General features: G+C 70.3%; 24 protein-coding genes. 10 read left to right on the top strand and 14 right to left on the bottom strand.

Annotation, left to right across the window (positions count from 1 at the left end; translation table 11 throughout):
• Positions 1-50 precede the first annotated feature (50 nt).
• Together ABZT04_RS30270 and ABZT04_RS30265 are read left to right on the top strand one after the other, a co-directional pair.
• Complete coding sequence (locus tag ABZT04_RS30270) at positions 51-1,052, top strand: bifunctional lytic transglycosylase/C40 family peptidase (protein ID WP_356060152.1); 1,002 nt, start codon at positions 51-53, stop codon at positions 1,050-1,052.
• 166 nt (positions 1,053-1,218) lie between these two features.
• On the top strand, positions 1,219-1,926 hold the full coding sequence (locus ABZT04_RS30265; protein WP_356060151.1) for a phosphatase PAP2 family protein: 708 nt from the start codon (positions 1,219-1,221) through the stop codon (positions 1,924-1,926).
• Between the two features lie 28 nt (positions 1,927-1,954).
• On the opposite strand, the gene ABZT04_RS30260 is transcribed toward ABZT04_RS30265, so the two are convergent.
• Positions 1,955-3,538 carry an FAD-binding oxidoreductase gene (locus ABZT04_RS30260; protein ID WP_356060150.1) on the bottom strand — a complete coding sequence of 528 codons (1,584 nt, stop codon included), beginning with the start codon at positions 3,536-3,538 and terminating at the stop codon, positions 1,955-1,957.
• A 66-nt stretch (positions 3,539-3,604) separates the two neighbouring features.
• Complete coding sequence (locus ABZT04_RS30255; protein ID WP_356060149.1) at positions 3,605-3,784, bottom strand: hypothetical protein; 180 nt, start codon at positions 3,782-3,784, stop codon at positions 3,605-3,607.
• A gap of 157 nt (positions 3,785-3,941) precedes the next feature.
• On the opposite strand from ABZT04_RS30255, the gene ABZT04_RS30250 reads away from it, so the two are divergent.
• Positions 3,942-4,787 carry a hypothetical protein gene (locus ABZT04_RS30250; RefSeq protein WP_356060148.1) on the top strand — a complete coding sequence of 282 codons (846 nt, stop codon included), beginning with the start codon at positions 3,942-3,944 and terminating at the stop codon, positions 4,785-4,787.
• A gap of 107 nt (positions 4,788-4,894) precedes the next feature.
• Positions 4,895-5,077 carry a hypothetical protein gene (locus tag ABZT04_RS30245; RefSeq protein ID WP_356060147.1) on the top strand — a complete coding sequence of 61 codons (183 nt, stop codon included), beginning with the start codon at positions 4,895-4,897 and terminating at the stop codon, positions 5,075-5,077.
• Here the strand turns inward: ABZT04_RS30245 and ABZT04_RS30240 are convergent.
• Positions 5,074-5,415 (bottom strand): metal-sensitive transcriptional regulator, encoded by a 342-nt coding sequence (locus tag ABZT04_RS30240; RefSeq protein WP_356060172.1) that lies wholly within the window; start codon positions 5,413-5,415, stop codon positions 5,074-5,076. The genes ABZT04_RS30245 and ABZT04_RS30240 overlap by 4 nt on opposite strands.
• A 219-nt stretch (positions 5,416-5,634) precedes the next feature.
• On the opposite strand from ABZT04_RS30240, the gene ABZT04_RS30235 reads away from it, so the two are divergent.
• Together ABZT04_RS30235 and ABZT04_RS30230 are read left to right on the top strand one after the other, a co-directional pair.
• Positions 5,635-6,255, top strand: coding sequence for a DUF47 family protein (locus ABZT04_RS30235; RefSeq protein WP_043672967.1), 621 nt, complete (start codon positions 5,635-5,637; stop codon positions 6,253-6,255).
• Positions 6,256-6,262: 7 nt separating this feature from the next.
• Positions 6,263-7,261 carry an inorganic phosphate transporter gene (locus ABZT04_RS30230; RefSeq protein WP_356060146.1) on the top strand — a complete coding sequence of 333 codons (999 nt, stop codon included), beginning with the start codon at positions 6,263-6,265 and terminating at the stop codon, positions 7,259-7,261.
• A gap of 152 nt (positions 7,262-7,413) precedes the next feature.
• On the opposite strand, the gene pstB is transcribed toward ABZT04_RS30230, so the two are convergent.
• The 11 genes from pstB to ABZT04_RS30175 all read right to left on the bottom strand — a co-directional run bounded on the left by pstB (position 7,414) and on the right by ABZT04_RS30175 (position 19,683).
• On the bottom strand, positions 7,414-8,190 hold the full coding sequence (gene pstB, locus ABZT04_RS30225) for a phosphate ABC transporter ATP-binding protein PstB (protein WP_356060145.1): 777 nt from the start codon (positions 8,188-8,190) through the stop codon (positions 7,414-7,416).
• A 51-nt stretch (positions 8,191-8,241) separates the two neighbouring features.
• Positions 8,242-9,303, bottom strand: a complete 1,062-nt coding sequence (gene pstA / locus ABZT04_RS30220; protein WP_356060144.1) for a phosphate ABC transporter permease PstA — start codon at positions 9,301-9,303, stop codon at positions 8,242-8,244.
• The gene (gene pstC / locus ABZT04_RS30215; RefSeq protein WP_356060143.1) at positions 9,300-10,310 is read right to left on the bottom strand and encodes a phosphate ABC transporter permease subunit PstC; all 1,011 of its coding nucleotides are present in this window, start codon (positions 10,308-10,310) and stop codon (positions 9,300-9,302) included. The genes pstA and pstC overlap by 4 nt, the downstream gene beginning before the upstream one ends.
• Before the next feature lie 108 nt (positions 10,311-10,418).
• Entirely contained in the window at positions 10,419-11,549 is a 1,131-nt protein-coding gene (gene pstS / locus ABZT04_RS30210; RefSeq protein WP_356060142.1) for a phosphate ABC transporter substrate-binding protein PstS, read from the bottom strand.
• Positions 11,550-11,780: 231 nt separating this feature from the next.
• Positions 11,781-12,194 carry an NUDIX hydrolase gene (locus ABZT04_RS30205; protein WP_356060141.1) on the bottom strand — a complete coding sequence of 138 codons (414 nt, stop codon included), beginning with the start codon at positions 12,192-12,194 and terminating at the stop codon, positions 11,781-11,783.
• A 53-nt stretch (positions 12,195-12,247) separates the two neighbouring features.
• Entirely contained in the window at positions 12,248-13,336 is a 1,089-nt protein-coding gene (locus ABZT04_RS30200) for a CHAD domain-containing protein (protein ID WP_356060140.1), read from the bottom strand.
• Positions 13,317-15,686 carry an RNA degradosome polyphosphate kinase gene (locus tag ABZT04_RS30195; protein WP_356060139.1) on the bottom strand — a complete coding sequence of 790 codons (2,370 nt, stop codon included), beginning with the start codon at positions 15,684-15,686 and terminating at the stop codon, positions 13,317-13,319. Before ABZT04_RS30195 ends, ABZT04_RS30200 begins: the two co-directional genes overlap by 20 nt.
• 149 nt (positions 15,687-15,835) lie before the next feature.
• Positions 15,836-16,789, bottom strand: coding sequence for a hypothetical protein (locus tag ABZT04_RS30190; RefSeq protein ID WP_356060138.1), 954 nt, complete (start codon positions 16,787-16,789; stop codon positions 15,836-15,838).
• Positions 16,786-17,814 carry an ABC transporter permease gene (locus ABZT04_RS30185; protein ID WP_356060137.1) on the bottom strand — a complete coding sequence of 343 codons (1,029 nt, stop codon included), beginning with the start codon at positions 17,812-17,814 and terminating at the stop codon, positions 16,786-16,788. The genes ABZT04_RS30190 and ABZT04_RS30185 overlap by 4 nt, the downstream gene beginning before the upstream one ends.
• A gap of 589 nt (positions 17,815-18,403) precedes the next feature.
• The gene (locus ABZT04_RS30180; protein ID WP_356060136.1) at positions 18,404-19,300 is read right to left on the bottom strand and encodes an ABC transporter ATP-binding protein; all 897 of its coding nucleotides are present in this window, start codon (positions 19,298-19,300) and stop codon (positions 18,404-18,406) included.
• The gene (locus ABZT04_RS30175) at positions 19,297-19,683 is read right to left on the bottom strand and encodes a GntR family transcriptional regulator (RefSeq protein WP_356060135.1); all 387 of its coding nucleotides are present in this window, start codon (positions 19,681-19,683) and stop codon (positions 19,297-19,299) included. The genes ABZT04_RS30180 and ABZT04_RS30175 overlap by 4 nt, the downstream gene beginning before the upstream one ends.
• 131 nt (positions 19,684-19,814) lie before the next feature.
• On the opposite strand from ABZT04_RS30175, the gene ABZT04_RS30170 reads away from it, so the two are divergent.
• From ABZT04_RS30170 to ABZT04_RS30155, 4 genes are all read left to right on the top strand, one after another.
• Positions 19,815-20,366 carry an RNA polymerase sigma factor gene (locus tag ABZT04_RS30170; protein ID WP_356060134.1) on the top strand — a complete coding sequence of 184 codons (552 nt, stop codon included), beginning with the start codon at positions 19,815-19,817 and terminating at the stop codon, positions 20,364-20,366.
• A complete protein-coding gene (locus tag ABZT04_RS30165) occupies positions 20,363-21,199 on the top strand; it encodes a zf-HC2 domain-containing protein (RefSeq protein WP_356060133.1) in 837 nt (278 codons plus the stop codon). The genes ABZT04_RS30170 and ABZT04_RS30165 overlap by 4 nt, the downstream gene beginning before the upstream one ends.
• Positions 21,200-21,305: 106 nt before the next feature.
• Entirely contained in the window at positions 21,306-22,166 is an 861-nt protein-coding gene (locus ABZT04_RS30160; protein WP_356060132.1) for an ABC transporter ATP-binding protein, read from the top strand.
• Positions 22,163-23,689: an ABC transporter permease gene (locus ABZT04_RS30155; protein WP_356060131.1), complete on the top strand. Its 1,527-nt coding sequence runs from the start codon at positions 22,163-22,165 to the stop codon at positions 23,687-23,689. The genes ABZT04_RS30160 and ABZT04_RS30155 overlap by 4 nt, the downstream gene beginning before the upstream one ends.

Here is a 23,689-nt window from a genome sequence, read left to right as displayed (position 1 = left end):
CCTCCCCCGAAATGGCCTTGAACAGGGCCGACATGGGGGAGGGTTGAGCCGTGCGAAAAGTATGGGTGGCCGGTGGGGTCGCGGTTGGGCTGGGGCTCAGCTTTGTGATGCTGCTCGTCGTCGGGGTGTACCTCGTCGCCGGGAACCTCGTCAACGGAGCCGGCGGCGGGAGCATCGCGCTCGCCAAGGGAGCGGTGCCGACCGCCTACGCGCCGCTCGTCCAGAAGTGGGGCAACCTCTGCTCCTCCCTCAACCCCGCGCTGCTCGCCGCCCAGCTCTACCAGGAGAGCGGGTTCAACCCGAACGCGACGAGCCCGGCGAAGGCCGAGGGGATAGCGCAGTTCATCCCGGGGACCTGGGCCACGCACGGCATCGACGGCAACGGCGACGGCGTACGCAACGTATGGGATCCGAATGACGCGATCCCGTCGGCCGCGACCTACGACTGCGAGCTGGCCTCGTATGTGAAGGACGTGCCGGGCGACCAGACCCAGAACATGCTCGCCTCGTACAACGCGGGGGCCTATGCGGTCATCAAGTACGGGGGCGTGCCGCCGTACTCGGAGACCAAGAACTACGTGAAGACGATCACGACGCTCGCGCAGAGCTTCGCCGCGCCCGTCACCCGGGTCGATCCCTCCGCGCAGGCCGCCACCGCCATCAACTACGCCCAGCAGAAGCTCGGCACGCCTTACCTGTGGGGCGGTAACGGCACCGCCGACCAGGGCGGCCGCTTCGACTGCTCGGGGCTGACCAAGGCCGCCTACGAAAGCGCCGGGATCACGCTGCCGCGCGTTGCGAACGATCAGTACAACGCGGGGCCGCATCCGCAGCGGGCCGAATTGCTGCCGGGAGATCTGGTGTTCTTCTCGGACGACCTGACCAATTCCCGGGCCATCCGGCATGTAGGGATTTATGTCGGCGGCGGGTACATGATCGACGCACCCCGGACGGGTGCTGTGATCCGGTTCGACCCCATTGACACCCCCGATTACTTCGGCGCCACCCGGGTCACCGAAGATGGCGCGAAAGCACTCCCCACGACGGTGTGAACCGAGCGTGAACCCACCCCCTGAGCTGCGGCGATGAGTCTCTCTTCGATAACGTCTGAGTGATCATTCGGTGGAGTGTGGAACGTATTAACCGAGGCCATGCGTTCCTGTTCAGTAATGCGCACACGAGGTGCGCCCGGAACTACGACGAAGGAGCCGCAGCACCATGGCTGTACTCGCCGAATCCGGGTCGAACCCCGACGTCGATCTGCTCTACGACATCAATGGACTCGCCAAGGACGCACCGCACTGGTTCGACCGGGTCATGGCGTTCGTCGGTGAGTACGGACTGCTGATCGCGATGGTGCTGCTGGTGGTCTGGTGCTGGTGGTCCGTGCGGCGCCGGGGCGCCGAGGACTCCGCCGCCTCCGTCGCGGGGCTCGTCTGGGCGCCGCTGGCCGCGTCGCTCGCCGTCCTCGTGAACGTACCCATACGCGGGTTCGTGGAGCGGCCCCGGCCCTTCCGTGACCACACCGGGCTCGACGTCCTCGTCTCCGGGAAGACCGACTTCTCCTTCGTGAGCGACCACGCCACGATCACCATGGCGATGGGCGTCGCCCTGTTCGTCGCCAACCGGCGGTTCGGTCTGGTCGGGATCGCGCTCGCGCTGTTCGAAGGGTTCTGCCGGGTCTACATGGGCGTGCACTACCCGACCGACGTGATCGGCGGTTTCGCGCTCGGCACGGCCGTCGCGCTGCTCCTCTCGCCGGTCGCCATGGCTCTGCTCACCCCGGTGCTGAAGGCCGTCGAGGCGTCCGGGTGGGGGGCCTGGGTGGTCCGGTCCGCCGGTGTACGGCGGCTCGGGCGGGACGCGGTGATTCCGGGGGCCCGGACGGAGACGTCGGGCACGGAGGAACGGGACCTGGCGGCCTGAGCACCAGGTCCCGCGAGCTCCGCGCGCCCTACAAGCCCTGCGGGTAAGTGAAGAACCGGCTCGGGTCGTACTGCTTCTTCACCGTCGCCAGGCGGTTCGCCGCGTCGCCGTAGTACGCCTTGCGCCAGTTCGTGAGGGTCGGGTCCGTGTAGTTCTGGTAGGCCGCGCCGGAGGCGTACGGCTTCATCGCGTTGTGGGCCGCCGTCAGCCAGGACTGGGCCGCCGTGCCGCTCGTGCCGGACGGCCAGGACACTATGTACTGGGCCAGCATGCGGGAGCGGCGGTGGACGAAGGCCGTCGCCGTGGGGGAGACGCGGTTGACCGCGCCGCCCAGGGCCGTCAGCGCGATGTCGCCCGAGGTGCCGCGGACCGACCGCATCTGGGAGAGCATCGTCTGGATGCCCGTGGCCGAAATGGAGCGGTCGAAGAAGTCGGAGCGGGCCGTGTAGGTCTCCCGCCCCAGCGCGCCCTGCGGGGAGCGGCCCGGGGTCGAGCCCGGCAGATGGCACTGGGCGTCCGTGGAGAAGGACGAGCAGCCCGCGTAGGCCTCCATCGACTCCTCGTAGCTGTGCCGCTTCAGGGAGACCGTCGTCGCGTCGGCGCCGATCAGGTGAGCCAGGCGGTCGACCGCGTTCTGGAGTTCGTTGTAGGTGCCGAGCGAGAACGCGGCGACGGAGACGCCGAGTGTGCCGCCGGGGGTGTTCGTGAGGTGGCAGGACGACCAGATCTCGTCCGGCTGGTCCGGGCCCCACTCCTGCCAGGCCTTCACCACGGCCGCCGCCTTCGACGACGGCCACTTCAGGTACGCCGACACGGCCTGCGGCGCGGCGTGCGTCTTGAACTGGAGTTCCGTGACGACGCCGAAGTTGCCGTTGCCCGCGCCGCGCAGCGCCCAGAACAGCTCCTTGTTCTGGCTCGCGTTGGCGACCACCTGCTTGCCGTCCGCGGTGATCAGCGTGGCCTGGGTGAGGCTGTCGCAGGTCAGGCCGTACGCCCGGGAGACCACGCCGTGGCCGCCGCCGAGGGTGAGGCCGGAGACGCCGACCGTCGGGCAGGAGCCGGCGGGGATCGTCACGCCCTTCGCGGCGAGACCCCGGTACACGTCGATGAGCTTGGCGCCGGCGCCGACGACCGCGGTCGAGCCGCTCGCCCGGATCTTGTTCAGCTTCGACACGTCGAGGATGAGGCGGCCGTCGCCGGAGGACCAACCGGCGTAGGAATGGCCGCCGTTGCGGATCGAGACGCGGATGCTGTGGGCGCGGGCGTAGGAGAGGACGGAGCGGATGTCGTCGGGATTCGCGACATACGCCACCGCGGCCGGCTTCAGGTTGTCGAAGCGGGTGTTGTAGAGCTGGTGGGCCGTCTTCCAGGAGGCGTCGCCGGGGCGGACCAGGGTGCCGTCCAGCTCGCGGGCGAGGGCGGTCCAGTTGGCGGCCGCGGCGGCGCTGGTGGTGCGCAGTCCCGTCGTACTCGTCGAGGCGGAAGCGGAAGCGGAGGCGTCGGCCGCCGAGGCGGTCGTGTCACCGCCGCCGAGGGTCTTGCCGCTGCACGCGGCCGTCGCGACCGCGGCAATCGCGGCCGCGCCGCCGCCTATGAACGAACGCCGTTCCATTTCGCCTCCTGTGGGGTTTCGTGGAATGAGATGCGCTCCGGACCGCAGAAGTTCGCGGTGGCCATGTCACGGGTTCGGAACAGCGGCGTGCCCCGACCCGTCCGTCCTGGCCTGACTTCTCGCCCGTCTCGCCGGACCACGCCAGCCGCAGACACAGCGGGCGAAGCAGAAGGGACCCTGCTCGACCGTCGTCGTGTGATGTTCCTGATGTCCGGGAGGAGCCTCTAGGCCGTCCTGCTGCGCCACCCGGACCACGTTACCGAGCCCGGGTAAAGGACTCGTATGGCGGTCGCGCGACGGCCGTAGAGCGGTTGTACGGCCGCGATGCCGCGTGACGGGGCCACCTACCCGTCGTTAAGCGGAACGACAGGGCCCGTGACGACGTACCGGGGGTACGGCAGCTATGGAGCGGCAGCAGCGGGGGCGTACCGGTGGGGCGGTCGTCGCGGCGGGACTCATGATCGGGGTCTGTGCGGGCGCCGGTGGATGCGGTGGCGGTGACGGTGCCGCCGTCGCCGACGCGCGAGGCGCCGCGGGCACGGTCGCGGTGGTGCGGCGGGCGGCCGATGGTCTGGTGGCGGCGGGGAGTTCGCAGGCCCGTACGTCCATGGAGATGGCCACCGGCGGAACCCGTGTGACCATCCGCGGTGAGGGCGTCTACGACTTCGGCCGGCAGCTCGGCCGGCTCAGGGTGCAGCTCCCGCAGGATCCCGCCGGTGCCAGCGAGCACCGGCCGATCACCGAGCTCCTCGCGCCGGGCGCCCTGTTCATGAAGAACCGGGGGGCCGGGGTGCCCGCCGACAAATGGGTACGGGTCGAGACGGGGACGCTGTCCGACGGGAACCTCGTGACCGGCGGGGCCACCGACCCGTACGCCGCCGCCGAGGTGCTGCGGGGGGCGACCACGGCGACGTATCTGGGAAAGACGGAGGTGGCCGGGGCATCCGTGCGTCACTATCGGGGGGTCGCCGATCTCTCCGTCGCCGCGCGGAGCGCTTCGGCGGGGAACGAGGCGGCTCTGCGGTCGGCGGCGAAAGGGTTCGCCACCCCCCGGGTGCCCTTCGACGTCTACCTCGACGACCAGGGGCGCGTCCGCAAGGTCCGCCAGCGCTTCAGCTTCGTCAACGGGCAGCACCGCAGCGCCGTGGCGGTCGCCTCGACGACCTTGCTGTACGACTTCGGGGCCGCCGTGGACGTACGCCTTCCGGCGTCGAAGGACATCTACGCCGGGCAGATCGCCGACAAGTGACCTGAATCGATCGGTGTGCGGCGGGGTGAGGACTAGCCCGTCCGTGCCATGCGCGTTGTGTAGGCCGCTCCCTACTCTAGGAAGTCGGTGACGGCAGAGAAGAGGTGATGCACGTGGCTCCGGTCGGCGGTACGGCAGTTCAGGACCACGTGGCCCTCGCCGAGATCGAGCTGTGCGGAGACCTGATCATCGCGGCATCGGCCGCCGAGGAGCGGCTGAGCCTGGAGAGCATCGACGCGGTGCTGAGGGTGGCGGAGGAGCGGGATGCCTCCGGCGGGTCCGGAGCTTAGGTACGCAGGAGGCGGGCGATCGCCTTTGTCGCCTCGTCGACCTTGGCGTCGATCTCCTCGCCGCCCTTGACCGCCGCGTCGGCGACGCAGTGCCGCAGGTGCTCCTCCAGGAGCTGCAGCGCGAACGACTGCAGGGCCTTCGTGGAGGCGGACACCTGGGTGAGTATGTCGATGCAGTAGACGTCCTCGTCGACCATGCGCTGCAGGCCGCGGATCTGGCCCTCGATCCGGCGCAGGCGCTTGAGGTGCTCGTCCTTCTGCTTGTGGTAACCGTGCGTCACCGGTTCGCTCGCCGCTTCGGAGGGCGCTGCCGCCGCGCCGGCCTCGGTGGTCGTCATCGCGTCCATCGCGTCCTCCAGACGTATACCCCTAGTGGGTATATGGTAACGAACTTTGCTGGGTATAGGGCCCTTGGCCGACGCCTCGTACCGCCCCCCTACCGCCCCCGTGCTGATCACTCTGCCCGATGGGCGACACTGGTGGGCGGCCCATTAGCCGTGGCCGGATGATGCACTTAGCATCAGCCTGACCGAAACCGATGCAACCTAGGACCCCTTGTGCGCTTTCGTCTGACCCCCAGGGAGACGAGCTTCTACGACATGTTCGCCGCATCCGCGGACAACATCGTCACGGGCTCGAAACTCCTCATGGAACTGCTCGGGGCGGACACCGCCGGCCGGGCCGAGATCGCAGAGCGTATGCGGGCCGCGGAACACGCCGGTGACGATGCCACGCACGCGATCTTCCACCAGTTGAACTCCTCCTTCATCACGCCCTTCGACCGCGAGGACATCTACAACCTCGCTTCCTGCCTCGACGACATCATGGACTTCATGGAGGAGGCCGTCGACCTGGTCGTCCTCTACAACGTGGAGGAACTGCCCAAGGGCGTCGAGCAGCAGATCGAGGTGCTGGCGCGGGCGGCGGAGCTGACCGCGGAGGCCATGCCGAACCTGCGCACGATGGAGAACCTCACCGAGTACTGGATCGAGGTCAACCGGCTGGAGAACCAGGCCGACCAGATCCACCGCAAACTGCTGGCCATGCTCTTCAACGGCAAGTACGAGGCCATCGAGGTGCTCAAGCTCAAGCAGATCGTGGATGTGCTGGAGGAAGCGGCGGACGCGTTCGAGCACGTGGCGAACACGGTGGAGACCATCGCCGTCAAGGAGTCCTGACCTCTTCATGGACACCTTCGCTCTGGTCGTGACCATTCTGGTCGCGCTCTTCTTCACGTACACGAACGGTTTCCACGACTCCGCGAACGCGATCGCCACGTCCGTGTCGACGCGGGCGCTGACGCCGCGGGCGGCGCTGGCGATGGCCGCGGTGATGAATCTCGCGGGCGCCTTTCTCGGTTCCGGGGTCGCCAAGACGGTGAGTGAGGGGCTGATCGAGACGCCCGAGGGGTCGAAGGGGATGGGGATCCTCTTCGCCGCACTGGTCGGTGCGATCGTCTGGAACCTGGTCACCTGGTACTTCGGGCTGCCGTCGTCGTCCTCGCACGCGCTCTTCGGCGGACTGGTGGGGGCGGCGCTCGCCGGTGGCACCGATGTCCTCTGGAACGGGGTCGTCGACAAGGTCATCGTGCCGATGTTCGTGTCGCCGGTCGTCGGTCTGGTCGGCGGTTATCTGGTGATGACGGCGATCATGTGGATCTTCCGGCGGGCCAACCCGCACAAGGCGAAGCGCGGGTTCCGTATCGCGCAGACCGTCTCCGCGGCCGGCATGGCCCTCGGTCACGGTCTCCAGGACGCGCAGAAGACCATGGGTGTCGTGGTGATGGCCCTGGTGATCTCCGGGCATTCGACCTACGGCGATCCGATTCCGGTGTGGGTGAAGATCGTCTGCGCGCTGATGCTGTCGCTGGGGACGTACGCGGGTGGGTGGCGGATCATGCGGACGCTGGGACGGAAGATCATCGAGCTGGATCCTCCGCAGGGGTTCGCGGCGGAGACGACGGGCGCGGCGATCATGTTCACCACGGCCTACCTCTTCAAGGCACCGGTCTCCACGACGCATGTCATCACCTCGGCGATCATGGGCGTCGGGGCGACGAAGCGGGTGAACGCTGTGCGGTGGGGGGTCGCGAAGAACATCGTGATGGGCTGGTTCATCACGATGCCGGCGGCCGCGGTGGTCGCGGCGTGTTCGTTCTGGGTCGTGAACTTGGCGTTCCTGTAGCCACCGTCTTGCCTACCCAGCCGCCCACCCGTCTCGGTGGCTCGTTGGGTGACCGAACGAACAGGCCCGCCCCCGGGAGCCAGGGGCGGGCCCTTTTCGTCCTCGCGGTGGCACCGCCATGCAGCACCGCGAGGGGTTCTTTGGAGGCCGGTCTAGCCGAAGCGGCCCGAGATGTAGTCCTCTGTGGCCTGGACCGACGGGTTGGAGAAGATGCGCTCCGTGTCGTCGATCTCGATGAGCTTGCCGGGCTGGCCTACGGCGGCGAGGTTGAAGAAGGCCGTGCGGTCCGAGACGCGGGCCGCCTGCTGCATGTTGTGCGTCACGATGACGATCGTGAAGCGTTCCTTCAGTTCGCCGATCAGGTCCTCGATCGCGAGCGTCGAGATGGGGTCGAGAGCGGAGCACGGTTCGTCCATCAGCAGGACCTTCGGCTCCACCGCGATCGCCCTCGCGATGCACAGGCGCTGCTGCTGGCCGCCCGACAGGCCCGAACCGGGCTTGTTCAGGCGGTCCTTGACCTCGTTCCAGAGGTTCGCGCCCTTGAGGGACTTCTCGACGACGTCCGACAGCTCGCTCTTCTTGTAGCTGCCGTTCAGGCGCAGTCCCGCCGCCACGTTGTCGAAGATCGACATCGTGGGGAACGGGTTCGGGCGCTGGAAGACCATGCCGATCTCGCGGCGCACCGACACCGGGTCGATGCCGTGGCCGTAGAGGTCCTCGTCGTCCAGGAGCACCTTGCCCTCGACCCGGCCGCCCGACGTCACCTCGTGCATACGGTTGAGCGTGCGCAGGAACGTCGACTTGCCGCAGCCGGACGGGCCGATGAAGGCCGTCACCGAGCGCGGCTCGACCGTCATCGAGATGTCTTCGATTGCCTTGTGGGAGCCGTAGAAGGCGGTCAGCCCGCTTACGTCGATTCGCTTCGACATGATGGTTACTTCACTTCCAGGGGGGTCAGATCGGTCGCTGAGTGGGCCGCGTCAGCGACCGGTCTTGGGGGCCTTCCAGCGGGCGATGCCGCGAGCCACCATGTTGAGGATCATCACGAAGGCGATCAGCGTGAGCGAGGCGGCCCAGGCACGGTCGTAGGCCGCACCGGAACCCGAGCTGTTCGAGAACTGCTGGTAGATGTACAGCGGCAGCGACTGCTGCGCACCCTCGAAGGGGTTGTTGTTGATGAACGAGTTGCCGAACACCAGCAGCAGCACGGGCGCGGTCTCACCGGCGATTCGGGCGACCGCCAGCATGATGCCGGTGGTGATGCCGCCGATCGCGGTCGGGAGGACCACCTTCAGGATCGTGCGCCATTTCGGGATGCCAAGCGCGAGGGAGGCCTCGCGCAGCTCGTTCGGGACGAGCTTGAGCATCTCCTCGGTGGAGCGGACCACGACTGGCATCATCAGGATGGCCAGGGCGCAGGAGCCGGCGAAACCGAACGGCTCCATGTTCCACATCAGCATAAGGCTGAGGATGAACAGGCCCGCGACAATCGACGGGATGCCCGTCATGACGTCGACGAAGAAGGTGATCCACTTCGAGAGCTTGCCCCGGCCGTACTCGACCAGGTAGATCGCGGTCAGCACGCCGATCGGGGCGCCGATCAGGGTGGCGAGGCCGACCTGCTCCAGGCTGCCGATGATGGCGTGGTAGATACCGCCGCCGGGCTCGGTGTCGCCGACCACGCCCATCGAGTGGGTCAGGAAGAAGATGTCGAGGACTTTCACGCCGCGCACGATCGTCGTCCACAGGAGCGAGACCAGCGGGACGACGGCGAGCAGGAACGCGACCCAGACGAGGCTGGTCGCGATCCGGTCCTTGGCCTGACGGGGGCCCTCGACGCGCGACGCGATGACGTACGTGCCGACGACGAAGAGGACCGCCGCGATCAGACCCCACTGGATCTTGCTGTCGAGGCCGCCGACCAGTCCGATGAGGACGGCCAGCACGATGGAGCCGCCGGCGATCGCGTACGGCGACCACTTGGGGAGCGTCGCGCCCTGAAGGGTGCTCGCGGGCTTGTCGGCTACGGCTGCGTGGCTCATGCGTTGGCCCCCGAGTACTCCGCGCGGCGGGCGATGATGAGCCGGGCCGCGCCGTTGACCAGCAGGGTGATGACGAACAGGACGAGACCGGAGGCGATGAGCGCGTCCCGGCCGTCCGCCGTCGCCTCGCTGAACTTGCTGGCGATGTTCTGGGCGAAGGTGCCGCCGCCCGGGTTGAGCAGGCTGCCGTGGATCAGGAAGTCGGGGGAGAGCACGGTGGCGACGGCCATCGTCTCGCCGAGCGCGCGGCCGAGGCCGAGCATCGAGGCGGAGATCACACCGGAGCGGCCGAAGGGGATCACCGACATGCGGATGACCTCCCAGCGGGTGGCGCCGAGGGCGAGCGCCGCTTCCTCCTGCATCTGCGGGACCTGGCGGAAGACCTCGCGGCTCACGTTGGTGATGATCGGCAGGATCATGATCGCGAGCAGGATGCCGACGGTGAGCATCGAGCGGGGGGCTCCCTTGTCCCAGGAGAAGATCCCGGTCCAGCCGAAGTAGTCGTTGAGCCAGCCGAAGAGGCCGACCATGTGCGGTACCAGGATCAGAGCGCCCCACAGGCCGTACACGATGGACGGTACGGCGGCCAGCAGGTCGATCACGTAGGAGACCGGGCCGCGGAGCTTGCGCGGGGCGTAGTGCGTGGTGAACAGGGCGATGGCGACCGCGATCGGGACCGCGATGACCATGGCGATGATCGAGGACACCACCGTGCCGAACGCCAGGACGGCGATGCCGAACTTCGGCGGCACCAGGCTGGTGTTCCACTCGAAGGTGGTGAGGAAGTTCGCGTGGTCCTTGCTGATCGCGAGCGAGGCGCGATAGGTGAGGAAGACCGCGATGGCGGCCATGATCACCAACAGCAGGATGCCCGACCCACGGGAGAGACCGAGGAAGATCCGGTCACCGGGTCGGGTGGCGCCGCGGGCCGCGCGCTTCTGCTCGGCGGCGGTGGGCTGGGGAGTGGGGGGCGGTGCTTCTGCGGGGTTCTTTGTCGATATATCCATGAGGATTCTCCGGTCTGCGGGTCCGCACGTGCTGTGTGCGGTCCGTGGCGGCGGTGCACCGGACGGTGCGGCCGGGCCCCTTGAGCGGGACCCGGCCGCACACTCGGACTAGCTGATGCTCGCGATGGTGCTGCGAACCTTGGTGATGATCGCGTCGGGGATCGGCGCGTAGGAGTTCTCGGAGAGGACCTTCTGGCCGTCCTCGCTGGCGATGTAGGTCAGGAACGCCTTGGTGGCGGCCAGGGTGTCGGCCTTGTTGCCCTTGTCGCAGACGATCTCGTACGTGACGAGGACCATCGGGTAGGCGCCGTCGGCCTTGGTGGTGTAGTTCAGCTTCAGCGACAGGTCGGAGCCGGTGCCGACGACCTTGGCGTCGGCGATGGCCTTGGTGGCTGTGTCGGTGCTCGGGGCGACCGGCGCGGAGGCGCCGGTGTCGATGCTGACCGCCTTCATGCCGTCGGTGACGTACGACAGCTCGAAGTAGCCGATGGCGCCGGAGGTCGCCTTGACCTGCTGGGCGACACCCGCGGACTGCGGCGCGGACTGGCCGCCCTTGGCCTGCCAGGCCTTGCCGCCCGAGTACGGCCAGTTGGCGGCGGTGGTGCCGAGCAGGTACTTGGTGAAGTTGTCCGTGGTGCCGGACTCGTCCGAGCGGTGGAACGCCTGGATCTTGAGGTCGGGCAGCGTGGCGGACGGGTTCAGCTTCTTGATCGCCGCGTCGTTCCAGTTGGTGATCTTGCCGTTGAAGATCTTGGCGATCGTCGGGGCGTCCAGGACCAGGTTGGAGACACCCGGGACGTTGTAGCCGAGGGCGATCGGGCCGCCGACCATCGGGAGGTCGATGCCCTGGCCGCCGGAGCAGACCTGCTTGGAGGCGGTGACCTCTTCGGGCTTCAGTGCCGAGTCGGAACCGGCGAACGCCAGCTGACCCTGGTTGAAGGAGGTCACACCGGCGCCGGAACCGCCGGCCTTGTAGTTGATCTGGACGCCACACGACTGGGTGAAGTTCTTGACCCACGCGGCGATCGCGTTCTTCTGCGCGGACGAGCCGTCGGCGAGGAGCTGCTGCCCCTTCTTGGCGTCGCCGCACTTGACCGCGCTGGCGTTGGCCGACGAGGAGCTGCTGCTCGTCGTACCCGAGCTGTTGTCGTCCGAGCCGCACGCCGTGAGGACCAGGGCGCCGGACGCGGCGAGAGCACCGAGGGCGATGGCCCGCCGATTCATGCGCTGAAGCTTCACTTGAGGGAGTTCCTTCCAGGAGCCGCCGTCCTGAATTTCCGGCGGCGTGCGAAGACGAAGACTGGGTGATGCGGGTACGACCCCCGGGTCGGCGGTCCGCATCGCGTAAGGCCGAAATTAGGCAGAACAGGTGAAGGCGCCTATGGGCATAAGTGAACGGAGGGTGAACCCCTGTGGGCGGTGCGGTTAGGTCACGGAACGCTCACGTCGAGGACACAAGCTGATTCCGGACTATGCCAGGCGCAGCGAGGCCAGCAGCGCGTCCACGAGGGTGCGGTCCCTCGGCTGGGTGAGGCGGTTTCGGGCGGCCGCGGGCGGGAGCCACAGGATCCGGTCGACCTCGGTGTTCGGCGTGAAAGCGCCCTCGTCGGCCTCGGCCGCCCAGTAGCGGACCTGCTTCGGCCGCCCGTTCGCGAGGTAACGCACGGTGGGCAGTACGGCACCGGGGGTGGCCGTATAGCCGGTCTCCTCCGCGACCTCGCGGCGGGCGCCGGCGAGCGGATCCTCGCCGCGCTTGAGCTTGCCCTTCGGGTGGGACCAGTCGTCGTATTTCGGACGGTGGACCAGGCAGATCTCCAGCCCTCCGTCCATCGGAGAGCGGCGCCACAGTACGCAGCCGGCCGCCTGGACAGTGATGTCGTTCATGGGAGCAGTCATCGGTCGTTCACCGTCTCCTCCGCGCGGGTCGGGTCAGGGCGTCAGAGCGTGCCCACCGCCTGCTTCTGCCACGACTGCTGGAAGGCGAACCGGGCCGCCTCCACCTCGTGGCGCTGGTCGGCGTGGAGCACTCCGAGGGCGTACGCGGTCGCCGGGGCGATGCGTGGGGTCCGGGCCGCCGCCGCGGCCGCCGCGGCGGCCTCCGAGGCGTCCCGGTGCAGATTGAGGGCCTGGCCGGCCGCCAGAAGTCGTACGTCCGTCGGCGCGCCGTCCGGGCGCAGCACCTCGCCGGCGTAGCGGTGCAGCCGCAGCAGCAGCCGGACCTGGTGCCAGGGGCCGTCCTGGGGGTGCGGGGCCGGGTCCGGGGAGAGGCCGTGGATCAGGGCCTCCGCGTTGTACGGATGCCCGGCGGTGACCAGCGGCAGCGCGGTGACCGCGTCCGTGAGGCGCTCCCCGGCGGCGGCGGCCAGCGGGCGCAGGTCGGCCGTGGCCGCGGCCGGGGTCAGCGGGACCTCGCTGGCCAGCACGGCGACCTTGTCGGCGACCGCGTGGAAGCGGGAGGAGCCGAGGGCCTGGAGGGCGGTCGAGTGCGCCCGGGTCCTGGCCAGGGTGAGCTGGCGCTCCAGCAGGGCGCCCGCCTTCGCCGCGCCCACGGTGAGGTTGCCGCGCTCGGCGGTCGGTGTCGGCGCCGGAACCGGTCCGTTGCCGGTGGCGCGGCCCGCTCCGGTGACCCGGCCGCCGACCGCGGAGGCCACCGACTGCACGGGGAACGCGGACGAGCCCGAGAGCCGGTGCAGGGCGAGGAGCAGCCGCTCCAGCCGGGCCGCGCACGCGTGCTCCAGGGCCAACGTGCCCGACAGCCATGCCAGTTCGGGGCGCATCTCCTCGGACCAGTCGGCGTCCAGGAGCGGCCGGAAGGTGTGCAGGCTGCCGCTGATCCGGCGGGCGGAGTGGCGCAGGGCGCGTGCCGCGTCGACGGACTCCTCCGTGCCGTTCTGGCCGCCGGTCTCCCGGTGCAGCCGTAGCGCACGGAGGAACTCCGTGGCCTGGGCGCGCAGGTAGCCCGCGAGGGCGTCACCTGTCACCGCCCCGGCCGTGGGATCCGTCGGGTCAAGGTGTTGCTGTGCCACGCCGGCGCCTCCGGGCGTCTATGAGCATCTCCTGGACGTTGCGCAGGGGTTGGCCTTCCGCGTCGGTCGCGTGCCGGGTCCACTCGCCGTCCGGGCCCAGGTGCCAGGAGGAGGTGGTGTCCGACATACCGGTTTCCAGCATCCGGTTGAGCGCGGCGCGGTGGGCCGGGTCGGTGACCCTGACCAGGGCCTCGATCCGACGGTCGAGGTTGCGGTGCATCATGTCGGCGCTGCCGATCCACACCTCGGGCTCGCCTCCGTTGCCGAAGGCGAAGACCCGGGAGTGTTCGAGGAAGCGGCCGAGGACGGACCGTACGCGGATGTTGTCGGAGAGTCCGGGGACGCCGGGCCGCACCGCGCAGATGCCGCGTACCCACACGTCGACCGGGACGCCCGCCTGGGACGCGCGGTAGAGGGCGTCGATGATCGCCTCGTCCACCATCGAGTTGACCTTGATGCGGATGAACGAGGGGCGCCCGGCACGGTGGTGCTGGACCTCCTTGTTGATCCGGGCGATCAGGCCGTCGCGCAGGGACTTGGGGGCGACCAGCAGCCGGCGGTAGGTCTCGCGGCGCGAGTAGCCCGACAGCCGGTTGAAGAGGTCCGAGAGGTCGGCGCCGACCTGCGGGTCCGCCGTCAGCAGCCCGAGGTCCTCGTAGAGGCGGGCCGTCTTGGGGTGGTAGTTGCCGGTGCCGACATGGCTGTAGCGGCGCAGCAGGTCGCCTTCCTGGCGGACGACGAGCGACAGCTTGCAGTGGGTCTTCAGGCCGACCAGGCCGTAGACGACATGGCAGCCCGCCTCCTCCAGCTTGCGCGCCCACTTGATGTTGGCGTGCTCGTCGAAGCGGGCCTTGATCTCGACCAGGACGAGGACCTGCTTGCCGGACTCGGCGGCGTCTATCAGCGCGTCCACGATCGGGGAGTCGCCCGAGGTGCGGTACAGGGTCTGCTTGATGGCGAGGACGTCGTCGTCGTTGGCCGCCTGCTCCAGGAACCGCTGCACGGAGGTGGAGAAGGAGTCGTAGGGGTGGTGCAGCAGTACGTCACGGGCGCGCAGGGCGGCGAAGATGTCGGGCGCGGACGCCGACTCGACCTCGGCCAGGTCGCGGTGGGTGCCCGCGATGAACTTGGGGTACTTCAGCTCGGGCCGGTCCAGGCCGCCGATCCGGAACAGGCCGGTGAGGTCCAGCGGACCCGGCAGCGGGTAGACCTCGGCCTCGCTGATCTTCAGCTCGCGCACCAGCAGGTCGAGCACCTCGCGGTCGATGGACTCCTCGACCTCCAGGCGCACCGGCGGCCCGAAGCGGCGCCGCATGAGCTCCTTCTCCAGGGCCTGGAGCAGGTTCTCGGCGTCGTCCTCCTCGACCTCCAGGTCCTCGTTCCTGGTCAGCCGGAACGCGTGGTGCTCCAGGACCTCCATGCCGGGGAAGAGCTCCTCCAGATGGGCGGCGATGACGTCCTCCAGCGGGACGTACCGGCCCGGGGAGGCCTCCAGGAAGCGGGAGAGCAGCGGCGGCACCTTGACGCGCGCGAAGTGGCGGTGGCCGGTGACCGGGTTCCGGACGACGACCGCGAGGTTCAGCGAGAGTCCCGAGATGTACGGGAAGGGGTGCGCGGGGTCGACGGCCAGCGGGGTCAGCACCGGGAAGATCTGGTGCCGGAACAGGGTGAAGAGGCGCGCCTGCTCCTTCTCCGTCAGCTCGTTCCAGCGGACCAGGTGGATGCCCTCCTCCGCGAGCGCGGGGGCGACGTCCTCGTGGTAGCAGGCGGCGTGCCGGGCCATCAGCTCGCGCGAGCGGGCCCAGATCATCTCCAGCACCTCGCGCGGCTGCAGGCCGGAGGCGGAGCGGGTGGCGACACCGGTGGCGATACGGCGCTTGAGGCCGGCCACTCGAACCATGAAGAACTCGTCCAGGTTGCTGGCGAAGATCGCGAGGAAGTTCGCCCGCTCCAGCAGGGGAGTGTTCGGGTCCTCGGCCAGCTCCAGGACCCGTTCGTTGAACGCGAGCCAGCTCCGCTCCCGGTCCAGGAAGCGGCCCTGCGGGAGCTGGGGCCCGTCGTACGGCGACTCCTCGTACTCGTCGAGGTCGGCGTCGATGTCGGGTTCAAGGTCGGAGACCGCCGCCGACACGGTGTGCGGGCGGTGCGCGGCTATGGAACCCACGGAGGGCTGCGCGTGCTGGATCTGTGCCTGGGCGTTGGGCTGGCTGCTCATGGACCCATTCTTCCGCGCCACGGGCAATACGGGCGCGTCGGAGAGCGCGGGAGGGAGCGTGAGCGCGAGAGAGGAGGCTCCGTTCCCCCCGTTCCCCTCGGGCGGCGGCGAAGGCTCGGGCGCGGCGGGCTTCATTCGCCGAGCGTCGCAAGCCCGTCTGAACCGATGGTTACGGCGACATGGCGTGCGGGATATCGGGGAGCGGCTCCCGGGGGTCTACGGCGCCAGAAGCAACGTAAACGAACGTAACGGATGCCCGGGAGCCACCGGGAGGGGGGATCCGGTCAGGCCGTGCGGCGGCGCAGGACGGTGAAGGCGGCGGCGACGAGGAGGGCGGTGGCGGCCAGGAGGATGCCGGTCTCCACGAGCTGGAGGGGCCAGAAGTGGGCGGCGGGGTGGTAGTGGCTGAAGTAGCCGGTGATGTCGTGCTCCTTCAGGCAGCGCGTGCTGTTGCCGCATCCCGGGTCGGCGATGTGGGCGCCGGTGGAGGTGACGGCGCCCTCGTCGCCGAGGAGGACGTTCGACGGGGCTCTGGGGCCGCCGGCCAGGGTGCCGAGGCTGGTCGCCTGGGCCCACAGGTGCGGGCGGGCGGCGAGCAGGCCGGCGACGAGGGCCGCCGTGGCGACGATCCCGAGGGCGAGCGCGGGCAGGGCGCGGCGCAGCAGCAGGGCGGCGAGGGCGCCCACGGCGAGACCGACGAGGACATGGGCCACGGCGACGGGGCCGTCGGCGTTGTAGGTGGCGTCGTTCCACCAGTTCCAGGGGACGGGCACCTTGTTGGCGTCGAACAGCAGCCGGTGCAGCAGCACCAGGACCGTGGTGCCGGCGGTGAGCAGCGCGCCGGGCACGGCGAGGGTGCCGGCCAGCCAGCGGGCCGGGGGGATGGACTGGGTCCAGGCGAGGTGGGCGGTGCCGCTCTCCAGCTCGCGGCCGACGATCGCGCCCGCCCAGGCGGCGGCGAGGTAGGGGAGCACGCCGATCGCGATCTCGGCGGCGGTGTACGCCAGTTCGTAGAGCGAGACGGCGGCGTTCCAGTCGCAGCCGGTGGCGGTGCAGGTGTTCCGCAGTCCGGCCTGGGCGGCGCTCGCCCCGGGGCCGTAGGCCCACAGCAGGATCCCGGAGACGCCGGTGACGATGACCGCCCAGAGGACCAGCGGCCCGCGTTGCAGCCGCAGCACGGTGCGCCAGACACGGACGGGTCGCGGGCGGACGGTCAGCGTGACGGTGTGCGCGGTCATACGGCGGATTCCTTGCGGGCGGGCGCGGAGGCGGTCCGGCGCTGGAGGATCTGGAACGCGGCCAGGGTCAGGGCGGCGGCGACGGCGAGGACGAGCGCGGTCGAGGTCAACTGGAGGGGCCAGTAGTGGGATCGGGGGTGGTAGTCGTTGAAGTAGCTGACGGCGTCGAGCTTCGCGTAGACGTCCTTGCACGGCAGGTAGGTGACGCTGCCGCAGTCCGGGGTGTGGATACGGGCGCCGGTCGAGGTCAGCAGTCCTTGTGTGACGCTGATGCCGTTGCCGGTCGGGTGCTCGTGGCTGAGGCCGCTGACGTGGGTGACGGTGGGCCAGAGGTGGGGTGTCACCCGGTCGATCGCCGCCCACAGGATGCCGGTGGCGCCCAGTCCGCCGACGAGCGAGCTGAGGGCTTCGCGCCGGGCGAGGCCGATGAGGGCGCCGGCGGCGAGACCGGCGAGGGCGAGGGCGACGACGATCGTGCCGTTGGCCGCGTAGGTCCCGGTGTCGTACCACCGCTTGGCGGTGTCGATCCGCCCCTGTCCGGTGGACCAGGCCCAGTGGTGCAGCGCGACGAGCAGCCCGGATCCTACGGCGACCAGGACGCCCGGGAGAGCCAGCTTCGCGGCGAGCCAGCGGGCCGGGGAGATCGACTGGGTCCAGGCCAACTGGGCGGTCCCGCGCTCCAGTTCACGCCCGATCAGGGCGGCACCGGACCAGGCGGCGACCAGGAACGGGAGGACGAGGACGGCGACGGTCGTGTAGGTGTACCAGTCCTTGTACCGGCCGATCGCGTCCTGGTCGTAATGACAGGAACTCGTCTTGCAGGCGTCGTACTGCTTCCACGCCTGGGCCGAGGCATCCGTGAGCGGCCCGCCCAGCCAGAGCAGCAGCCCACCGAGGACCAGCACGAGCCCCACCCAGACCAGCAGCGCGGGCCGATGCAGCCGCACGAGCCAGCGGACGAGGTCGGGGGTGCTGGATCGCCGGGTGGGGGCGGGCCGGGTGGCGGGGGGTGCGAGGGCGGTCATGCGGAGCGCTCCGGGATCAGGGGGGCGGTGTGCCGGGGGGTGGGGGCGGTTACGCGGCGGACTTTCGGGCTGGGGTGCGCGGGCGGGAGCGGGGCGGGTGGTCCTGGGCGGGTGGGTCGGTGTGCCGAGTGGCGGGGCGCGGTGTCGCCGGGTGGGGCAGTGGGGTGGGCCGGTGGTCGGCCGGGCCGGTGAGGGCGGCGGGGGCCGGTCATGCGGGTCTCTGCCGAGCTGGGGTGCGCGAGCGGGAGCGGGCCGGGTGGTGTTCGGCGGGTGGGGTGGTGGGGTGTGTTGTGGGCGGCGGGTGGTCGGTGGCCGGGCGTGTGAGGGCGGCGGGGGCCGGTCATGCGGGTCTCTGCCGGGTTGGGGTGCGCGGGCGGGAGCGGGCCGGCTGGTTCTTGGCGGGTGGGCCGGTGTGCCGGGTGGTGCCCGGTGGAGGCGGTTGTGCCGGGCGCTCCCGGGGCGTGGTGGTTCGGGGTGCGTGGGTGGGAGAGGGGCGGTCGGTGTTCCGCGGCCGGGTTGGTGCGCCGGGTGGTGGCGTGTGGTGCGGCCCGGCGGCCGGTGGCCGGGCGCGTGGGGGTGTCGAGGGCGGTCATGCCGCGCTCTCCCGGGTCTCGGCGGGAGCCGTCGTCGTCGTGTCGGCTTCGGGATTGCGGAGGTAGGAGAGGACCAGCTCCTCCAGGGTGGGCGGAGTGGCGTGCCAGTCGGTGGGGAGGGGGGCCGTCGGGCGGAGCAGGGCGGTGAGTTGGCGGCCGGTGGTGCGGGACTCGACGACCGTGTGCGGGGTGAGGTCGGTCTGCGCGGGGGCGGTCACGCGCGCGTGGGCGGCCAGCAGGTCGTCGATCGGGCCGTCGACGCGGACCTGGCCGCCGCCGATCAGCAGCAGGTGGTCGCAGGAGTCCTCCAGCTCGGCCACCACGTGCGAGGACATCACGATCGTCGTACCGAACTCGGCGGCCTGTGCCATGAGCGTGCCCATCATGTCGTGCCGGGCCAGCGGGTCCAGGTCGGCCGTCGGCTCGTCCAGGAGCAGCAGTTCGGGCCGCTTCGCCAGTGCGAGGGCGAGCGCGACGCGGGTGCGCTGGCCGCCGGAGAGGGCGCGGATGCGGGACTTCGGGTTCAGATCGCCGTCGGCCACCACCCGCTCGGCGACGGCCGCGTCCCAGCGGTCGGTGTTGAGGTCGGCTCCCATCGCGAGCGTCTCGGCGACCGAGAGCTGCGGGTAGAGGGGCTTGTCCTGCGCGACGTAGGCGACCCGTTCGCGGGCGACGCCCGGGCGCTCGCCCAGGACGGATATCCCGCCCTCGGTGGGGGCGAGCAGGCCGGCGGCGAGGGCGAGGAGCGTGGACTTGCCCGCGCCGTTCGGGCCGACGACCGCGCAGACGCGCCCGACGGGCAGCCGGAAGGCGCAGTCCCGCAGCGCCCACCCGCCCCGTCGCCCGAACCGCTTGCCGAGCGCGGCGGCCTCTATCGCGGCGGTGCCTGTCATGAAGGTTCTCCTTGGAAGTGCTTTTCGAGTACGGCGGTGAAGAGCGCGGCGATGTCCTCCCGGCCGAGCCCGGAGGCCCGGGCCCGCTCGGCCCAGTCGTCGAGCTCCAGCCGCAGGGGCGAGTCGGCGGGGGTGGTGCTCAGCCCTTTGCGGACGAACGTGCCGAGGCCGCGGCGGGCTTCGACCAGCCCCTCGCGCTCCAGCTCGCGGTAGGCCTTGAGGACCGTGTTCGGGTTGATGGCGGTGGCCTCGACGACCTCACGGGCCGTGGGCAGTTTGTCGCCGGGCTCCAGCATGCCCAGGCGCAGCGCCTGCTTGGTCTGCTGGACAATCTGGACATAGGTGGCCACGCCGCTGTGCCGGTCGATGCGGTACTCGACCACTGGGGTTCCACCACCCTTTCACTAATTGAGTAGTGAAAGGGTGGTGGAAGGGGGTTCATAAAGTCAAGTCGGTTCGGAAGGTCGGGGTCGGATCCGTGAACCGATCGGTGGGGCTCGTGCGATGAGGAGACGTGAGCGAAACGGGAAGCGACGGAAGCGACGGTGACCTGCTGCGCGCCATCGCGGCGCACGGCGACCGACGCGCGTTCGAGGAGCTGTACCGGCGGTACGCGCCATGGCTGACCGCGCGGCTGCGCGGCCGGTGCGCCGACGCCGGGATGGTCGACGACGTCGTACAGGAGACGTTTCTCGCGGTGTGGCGGGGGAGTGCCCGCTACCGCGAGGACGGCGACGTGGCCGGGTGGCTGTGGCGGATCGGGTCGCGGCGGCTGATCGACGTGTTGCGCGGCGACGGCGCGCGCGGCCGGATGCGGCAGGCGCTGGCGCGGCTGCGGCACCGGGACGAGGTGTCGGCGGAGGAACGCGTGCTCGCGGGGGTTGAGCACGGGGACCTCGCGGGCGCCCTGGTCCGGCTCTCGCCGGAGTTGCGGGCGGTCCTCCAGGCCACGGTGATCGACGGGCTGACCACCCGGGAGGCGGCCGTGCTGCTGGGCATCCCGGCCGGCACGGTCAAGACGCGGGCGATGCGGGCCCGTAAGCAACTGCGGGAGGAGCTGGCATGACCTGGCATATGGCCGAGGACGACGTACGCGCCTATGCGCGGGGCGAGTTGGTAGCTCCTCTGCTCTGGTCCGCCGACACCCACCTCGAGCGGTGCGCCGAGTGCCGGGCCCTGCTCGCGACGGTCTCCGACCCGGTGGCGCTGGACGCGGGCTGGGAGCGGCTCGACGCCGAACTCGACGCCCCCAAGCGGGGGTTGTTGGAGTCGCTGCTCGTGCGGTTCGGCGTCGCCGACCACACGGCACGGCTGCTCGCGGCGACGCCGGTACTGCGCCGCTCGTGGCTCGGCGCGGTCGTCGCGCTGCTCGTGATGACCGTGCTCATGACCAACGCGCTGAAGAACACCGGGTCCCCGAGCCTCTTCCTCGGGCTCGCCCCGCTGCTGCCGCTCGGTGGCGTCGCCCTGTCGTACGGGCCGAAGTTCGACCCCACGTACGAGATGGCCGTCGTCGCCCCGCTGCACGGCTTCCGCCTCCTGATGATCCGCACGGTCGCCGTGCTGGTGGCCGGCCTCGGTCTCAACGGCCTGGCGTCCCTTGCCCTGCCCGCGTACGGCCTGGCCGCCCTCGGCTGGCTGCTGCCCGCCCTCGCCCTGACGACGACCGCTCTCGCCCTGACCCCCCGCCTGGGACCGGTCCTCGCGCCGTCGCTGGTCGGCGGTGGCTGGGTGGCGTTCCTGCTCGTGGCCCAGAACCTGCACGGCGGCACACTCGCGCCGTTCACCGCGGCCGGGCAGGGAGTGGCCGCCGCGGTGGCCGCGCTCGCGGCCGGGCTCCTCTACCTGCTCCGGGACCGCTTCGACACGAGGCCGGCCGCCTTCGGCCCGCTCGCCTGAATCTCCCGGACCCTCGATCTCTCAACCCCTCGATCTCTCGATCTCTCGATCTCTCGATCTCTCGAACTCTGAACCTCTCTCTCGAACCCTGACTGGAGTTCCGTACATGAACACCACCGTCTCCGCGGCCGGGCTCAGCCTGCGCTACGGCACGACGCACGCCCTCGACGATGTGTCGCTGTGGCTCGGCGAAGGAGTCACCGGGCTGCTCGGCCCCAACGGAGCAGGAAAGACCACCCTGTTGCGGGTCCTGGCCACCGCGCTGCCCGCCGACTCGGGCACCTTCGGCGTGCTCGGCCACGACCCGTCCACCACCGGCGGACGGCAGGAGGTGCGGCGGGTGCTCGGCTATCTGCCGCAGACGCCCGGCTTCCACCCGGACTTCACCGCCTTCGAGTTCGTCGACTACGTCGCGATCCTCAAGGAGCTGACCGACCGCGAGGCACGCCATCGCGAGGTGCGGCGGGTGCTGGAGGAGGTCGACCTCTCCGACGTGCGCGGCAAGCGCATCAAGAAGCTGTCCGGCGGGATGCGGCAGCGCGTCGCGCTCGCGGCGGCCCTGGTCGGCGACCCCGGTTTCCTCGTCCTCGACGAGCCGACCGTCGGCCTGGACCCCGAACAGCGCATGCGCTTCCGGGAGTTGATCGCCCGCGCCGGAGAGGGCCGGACGGTCCTGCTCTCCACCCACCAGACCGAAGACGTCGCGATGCTCTGCAACCGCGTCGTCGTCATGGCCGGCGGCACCATCCGCTTCGAGGGCACCCCGGTCGAACTCACCGCACGGGCCGAGGGCCGGGTGTGGCTCGGGAGGGAGCGCGACCCCGCCGCGATGGCGGGCTGGCGCACCGGCCTGGGTACCTTCCGCAACGTGGGCGACCCGCCGCCCGGCGCCGAACTCGTCGAACCGACCCTGGAGGACGGCTACTTGATCACCCTCGACGGCATGGCCGCGGAGGTGGCGGCATGAGCGCCGTACTCGACAAGGCACTCCCGGCTGAACGCACCGAGGACCAACGACGCTCCTGGGCGGCGGTGTTCGCGCTGGCCCGCTTCGAGGGCCGCCAACTCCTGCTGCGGCTCCCGGTGTTGTTCATGTTCGTCCTCTACGCCGCCTATATCGGCTGGACCATGCGCAACGCCTGGACCAGCTACCCGGCGCTCCAGGACGCCGACCGCGACACCCAGACCGCCCCGCTGCTGCCCGCACTGGCCGTACTGCTCTGCGCCAACCAGGCCGTCCTGCGCTCCCAACGGCAGGACACCGACCGGCACTTCGCGGTCCTGATCCTCGAACCCTGGCGCCGTACGATCGCCTTCGCGCTGTCCGTGGTGCCGGTGGCCGTGCTCACCGCGCTGTTCGTGGCCGCGCAATTCACCTGGGCGGTGCTGGCGCCCGGCTCGGTCGGCACCGGCTCGGTCGCCGAACTGCTCGTCGGACCGCTGACGGTGCTGCTCGCCGGGATGGCCGGGGTACTGCTGGCCCGGGTGGTGCGGTGGCCGTTCGCGGCACCGATGCTCCTGGTGCTGGCGTTCTTCGCGTCGACTTTCTTCGGCACGCTCACGGACGACTCGGACAGCAACGCGACGAGGTGGCTGGTCCCGGTCATCGGCGACGCGAGCAGCAAGCCGCTCCCCTCCGACCTGCTGGGCCGCCCCGCCGCCTGGCACGCCCTGTATCTGGTCGGTCTCGCGCTGACCCTGGCCCTCGCCGCGGTACTGGTCAACGGCGGCCGTACGAAGACCGTGGCGGCGGCGCTCGCCGTGGCGATCGGCCTGGGCGCGTGGGGCGCCGTCGGCCAGGCCGGCGAGGTGCCCGCGGCGACCGTCGCCGCCCGCAAAGTGGCCACGCTCACCCCGGAGAAGGTCCAGTCCTGCATCCGGATCGGCCGGTCGACGTACTGCGCGTTCCCCGAGTGGATGCCGCGCACCGGTACGTGGGCGAAGGTCACCGACTCCGTGCAGTCCCTGGCCGGCGGCACCGCCGCCCAGGAGAAGCTGCTCGTACGCCAGCGCATCGAGGCCCGCTACGGCGTGGACGGCGACGGCGCGATCTTGCCGTCCACCGTGCCGTACCAGGTGACGGTCGGCACCCGCTGGGGCGGGTCGCGGGTACCGGAGTTCGCCGCCGCGGTCTCCTCCGTGCTGGTCACCGGCAGCGAGAAGGCGACCGAGTCCCTCTGCGACGGACGCACGGTCACCATCATGTGGATGGCCCTCGGCTGGCAGTCCGACCCGGTGGCCCAACTGCGCACGGTCCGGCTCGACGACACCGTGACCGGCCCCTCGACCGTCCTCTCGCCGACCAGCTCCTTCGCCATGACGACCGAACAGACCACGGTCGTAAGGGAGTTGTTCACGGCCGGCCGGGCAGCGGTCGCCCCCAAGGTCAAGGCGCACTGGGCGGAGCTGACCGCACCCAAGGTGACCACCGCCCGCGTGGCCGAGCTGCTCGGTGTCAAGGCGCCGACGGGGGCGGACAAGTGCGAGTGA

Source organism: Streptomyces sp. NPDC005492, assembly GCF_040605995.1.
In the GTDB taxonomy this organism is placed as follows: Bacteria; Actinomycetota; Actinomycetes; order Streptomycetales; family Streptomycetaceae; genus Streptomyces.
Note: the sequence above shows the minus strand (reverse complement) of the source record. Positions and strands in the feature narration are given on the sequence as shown.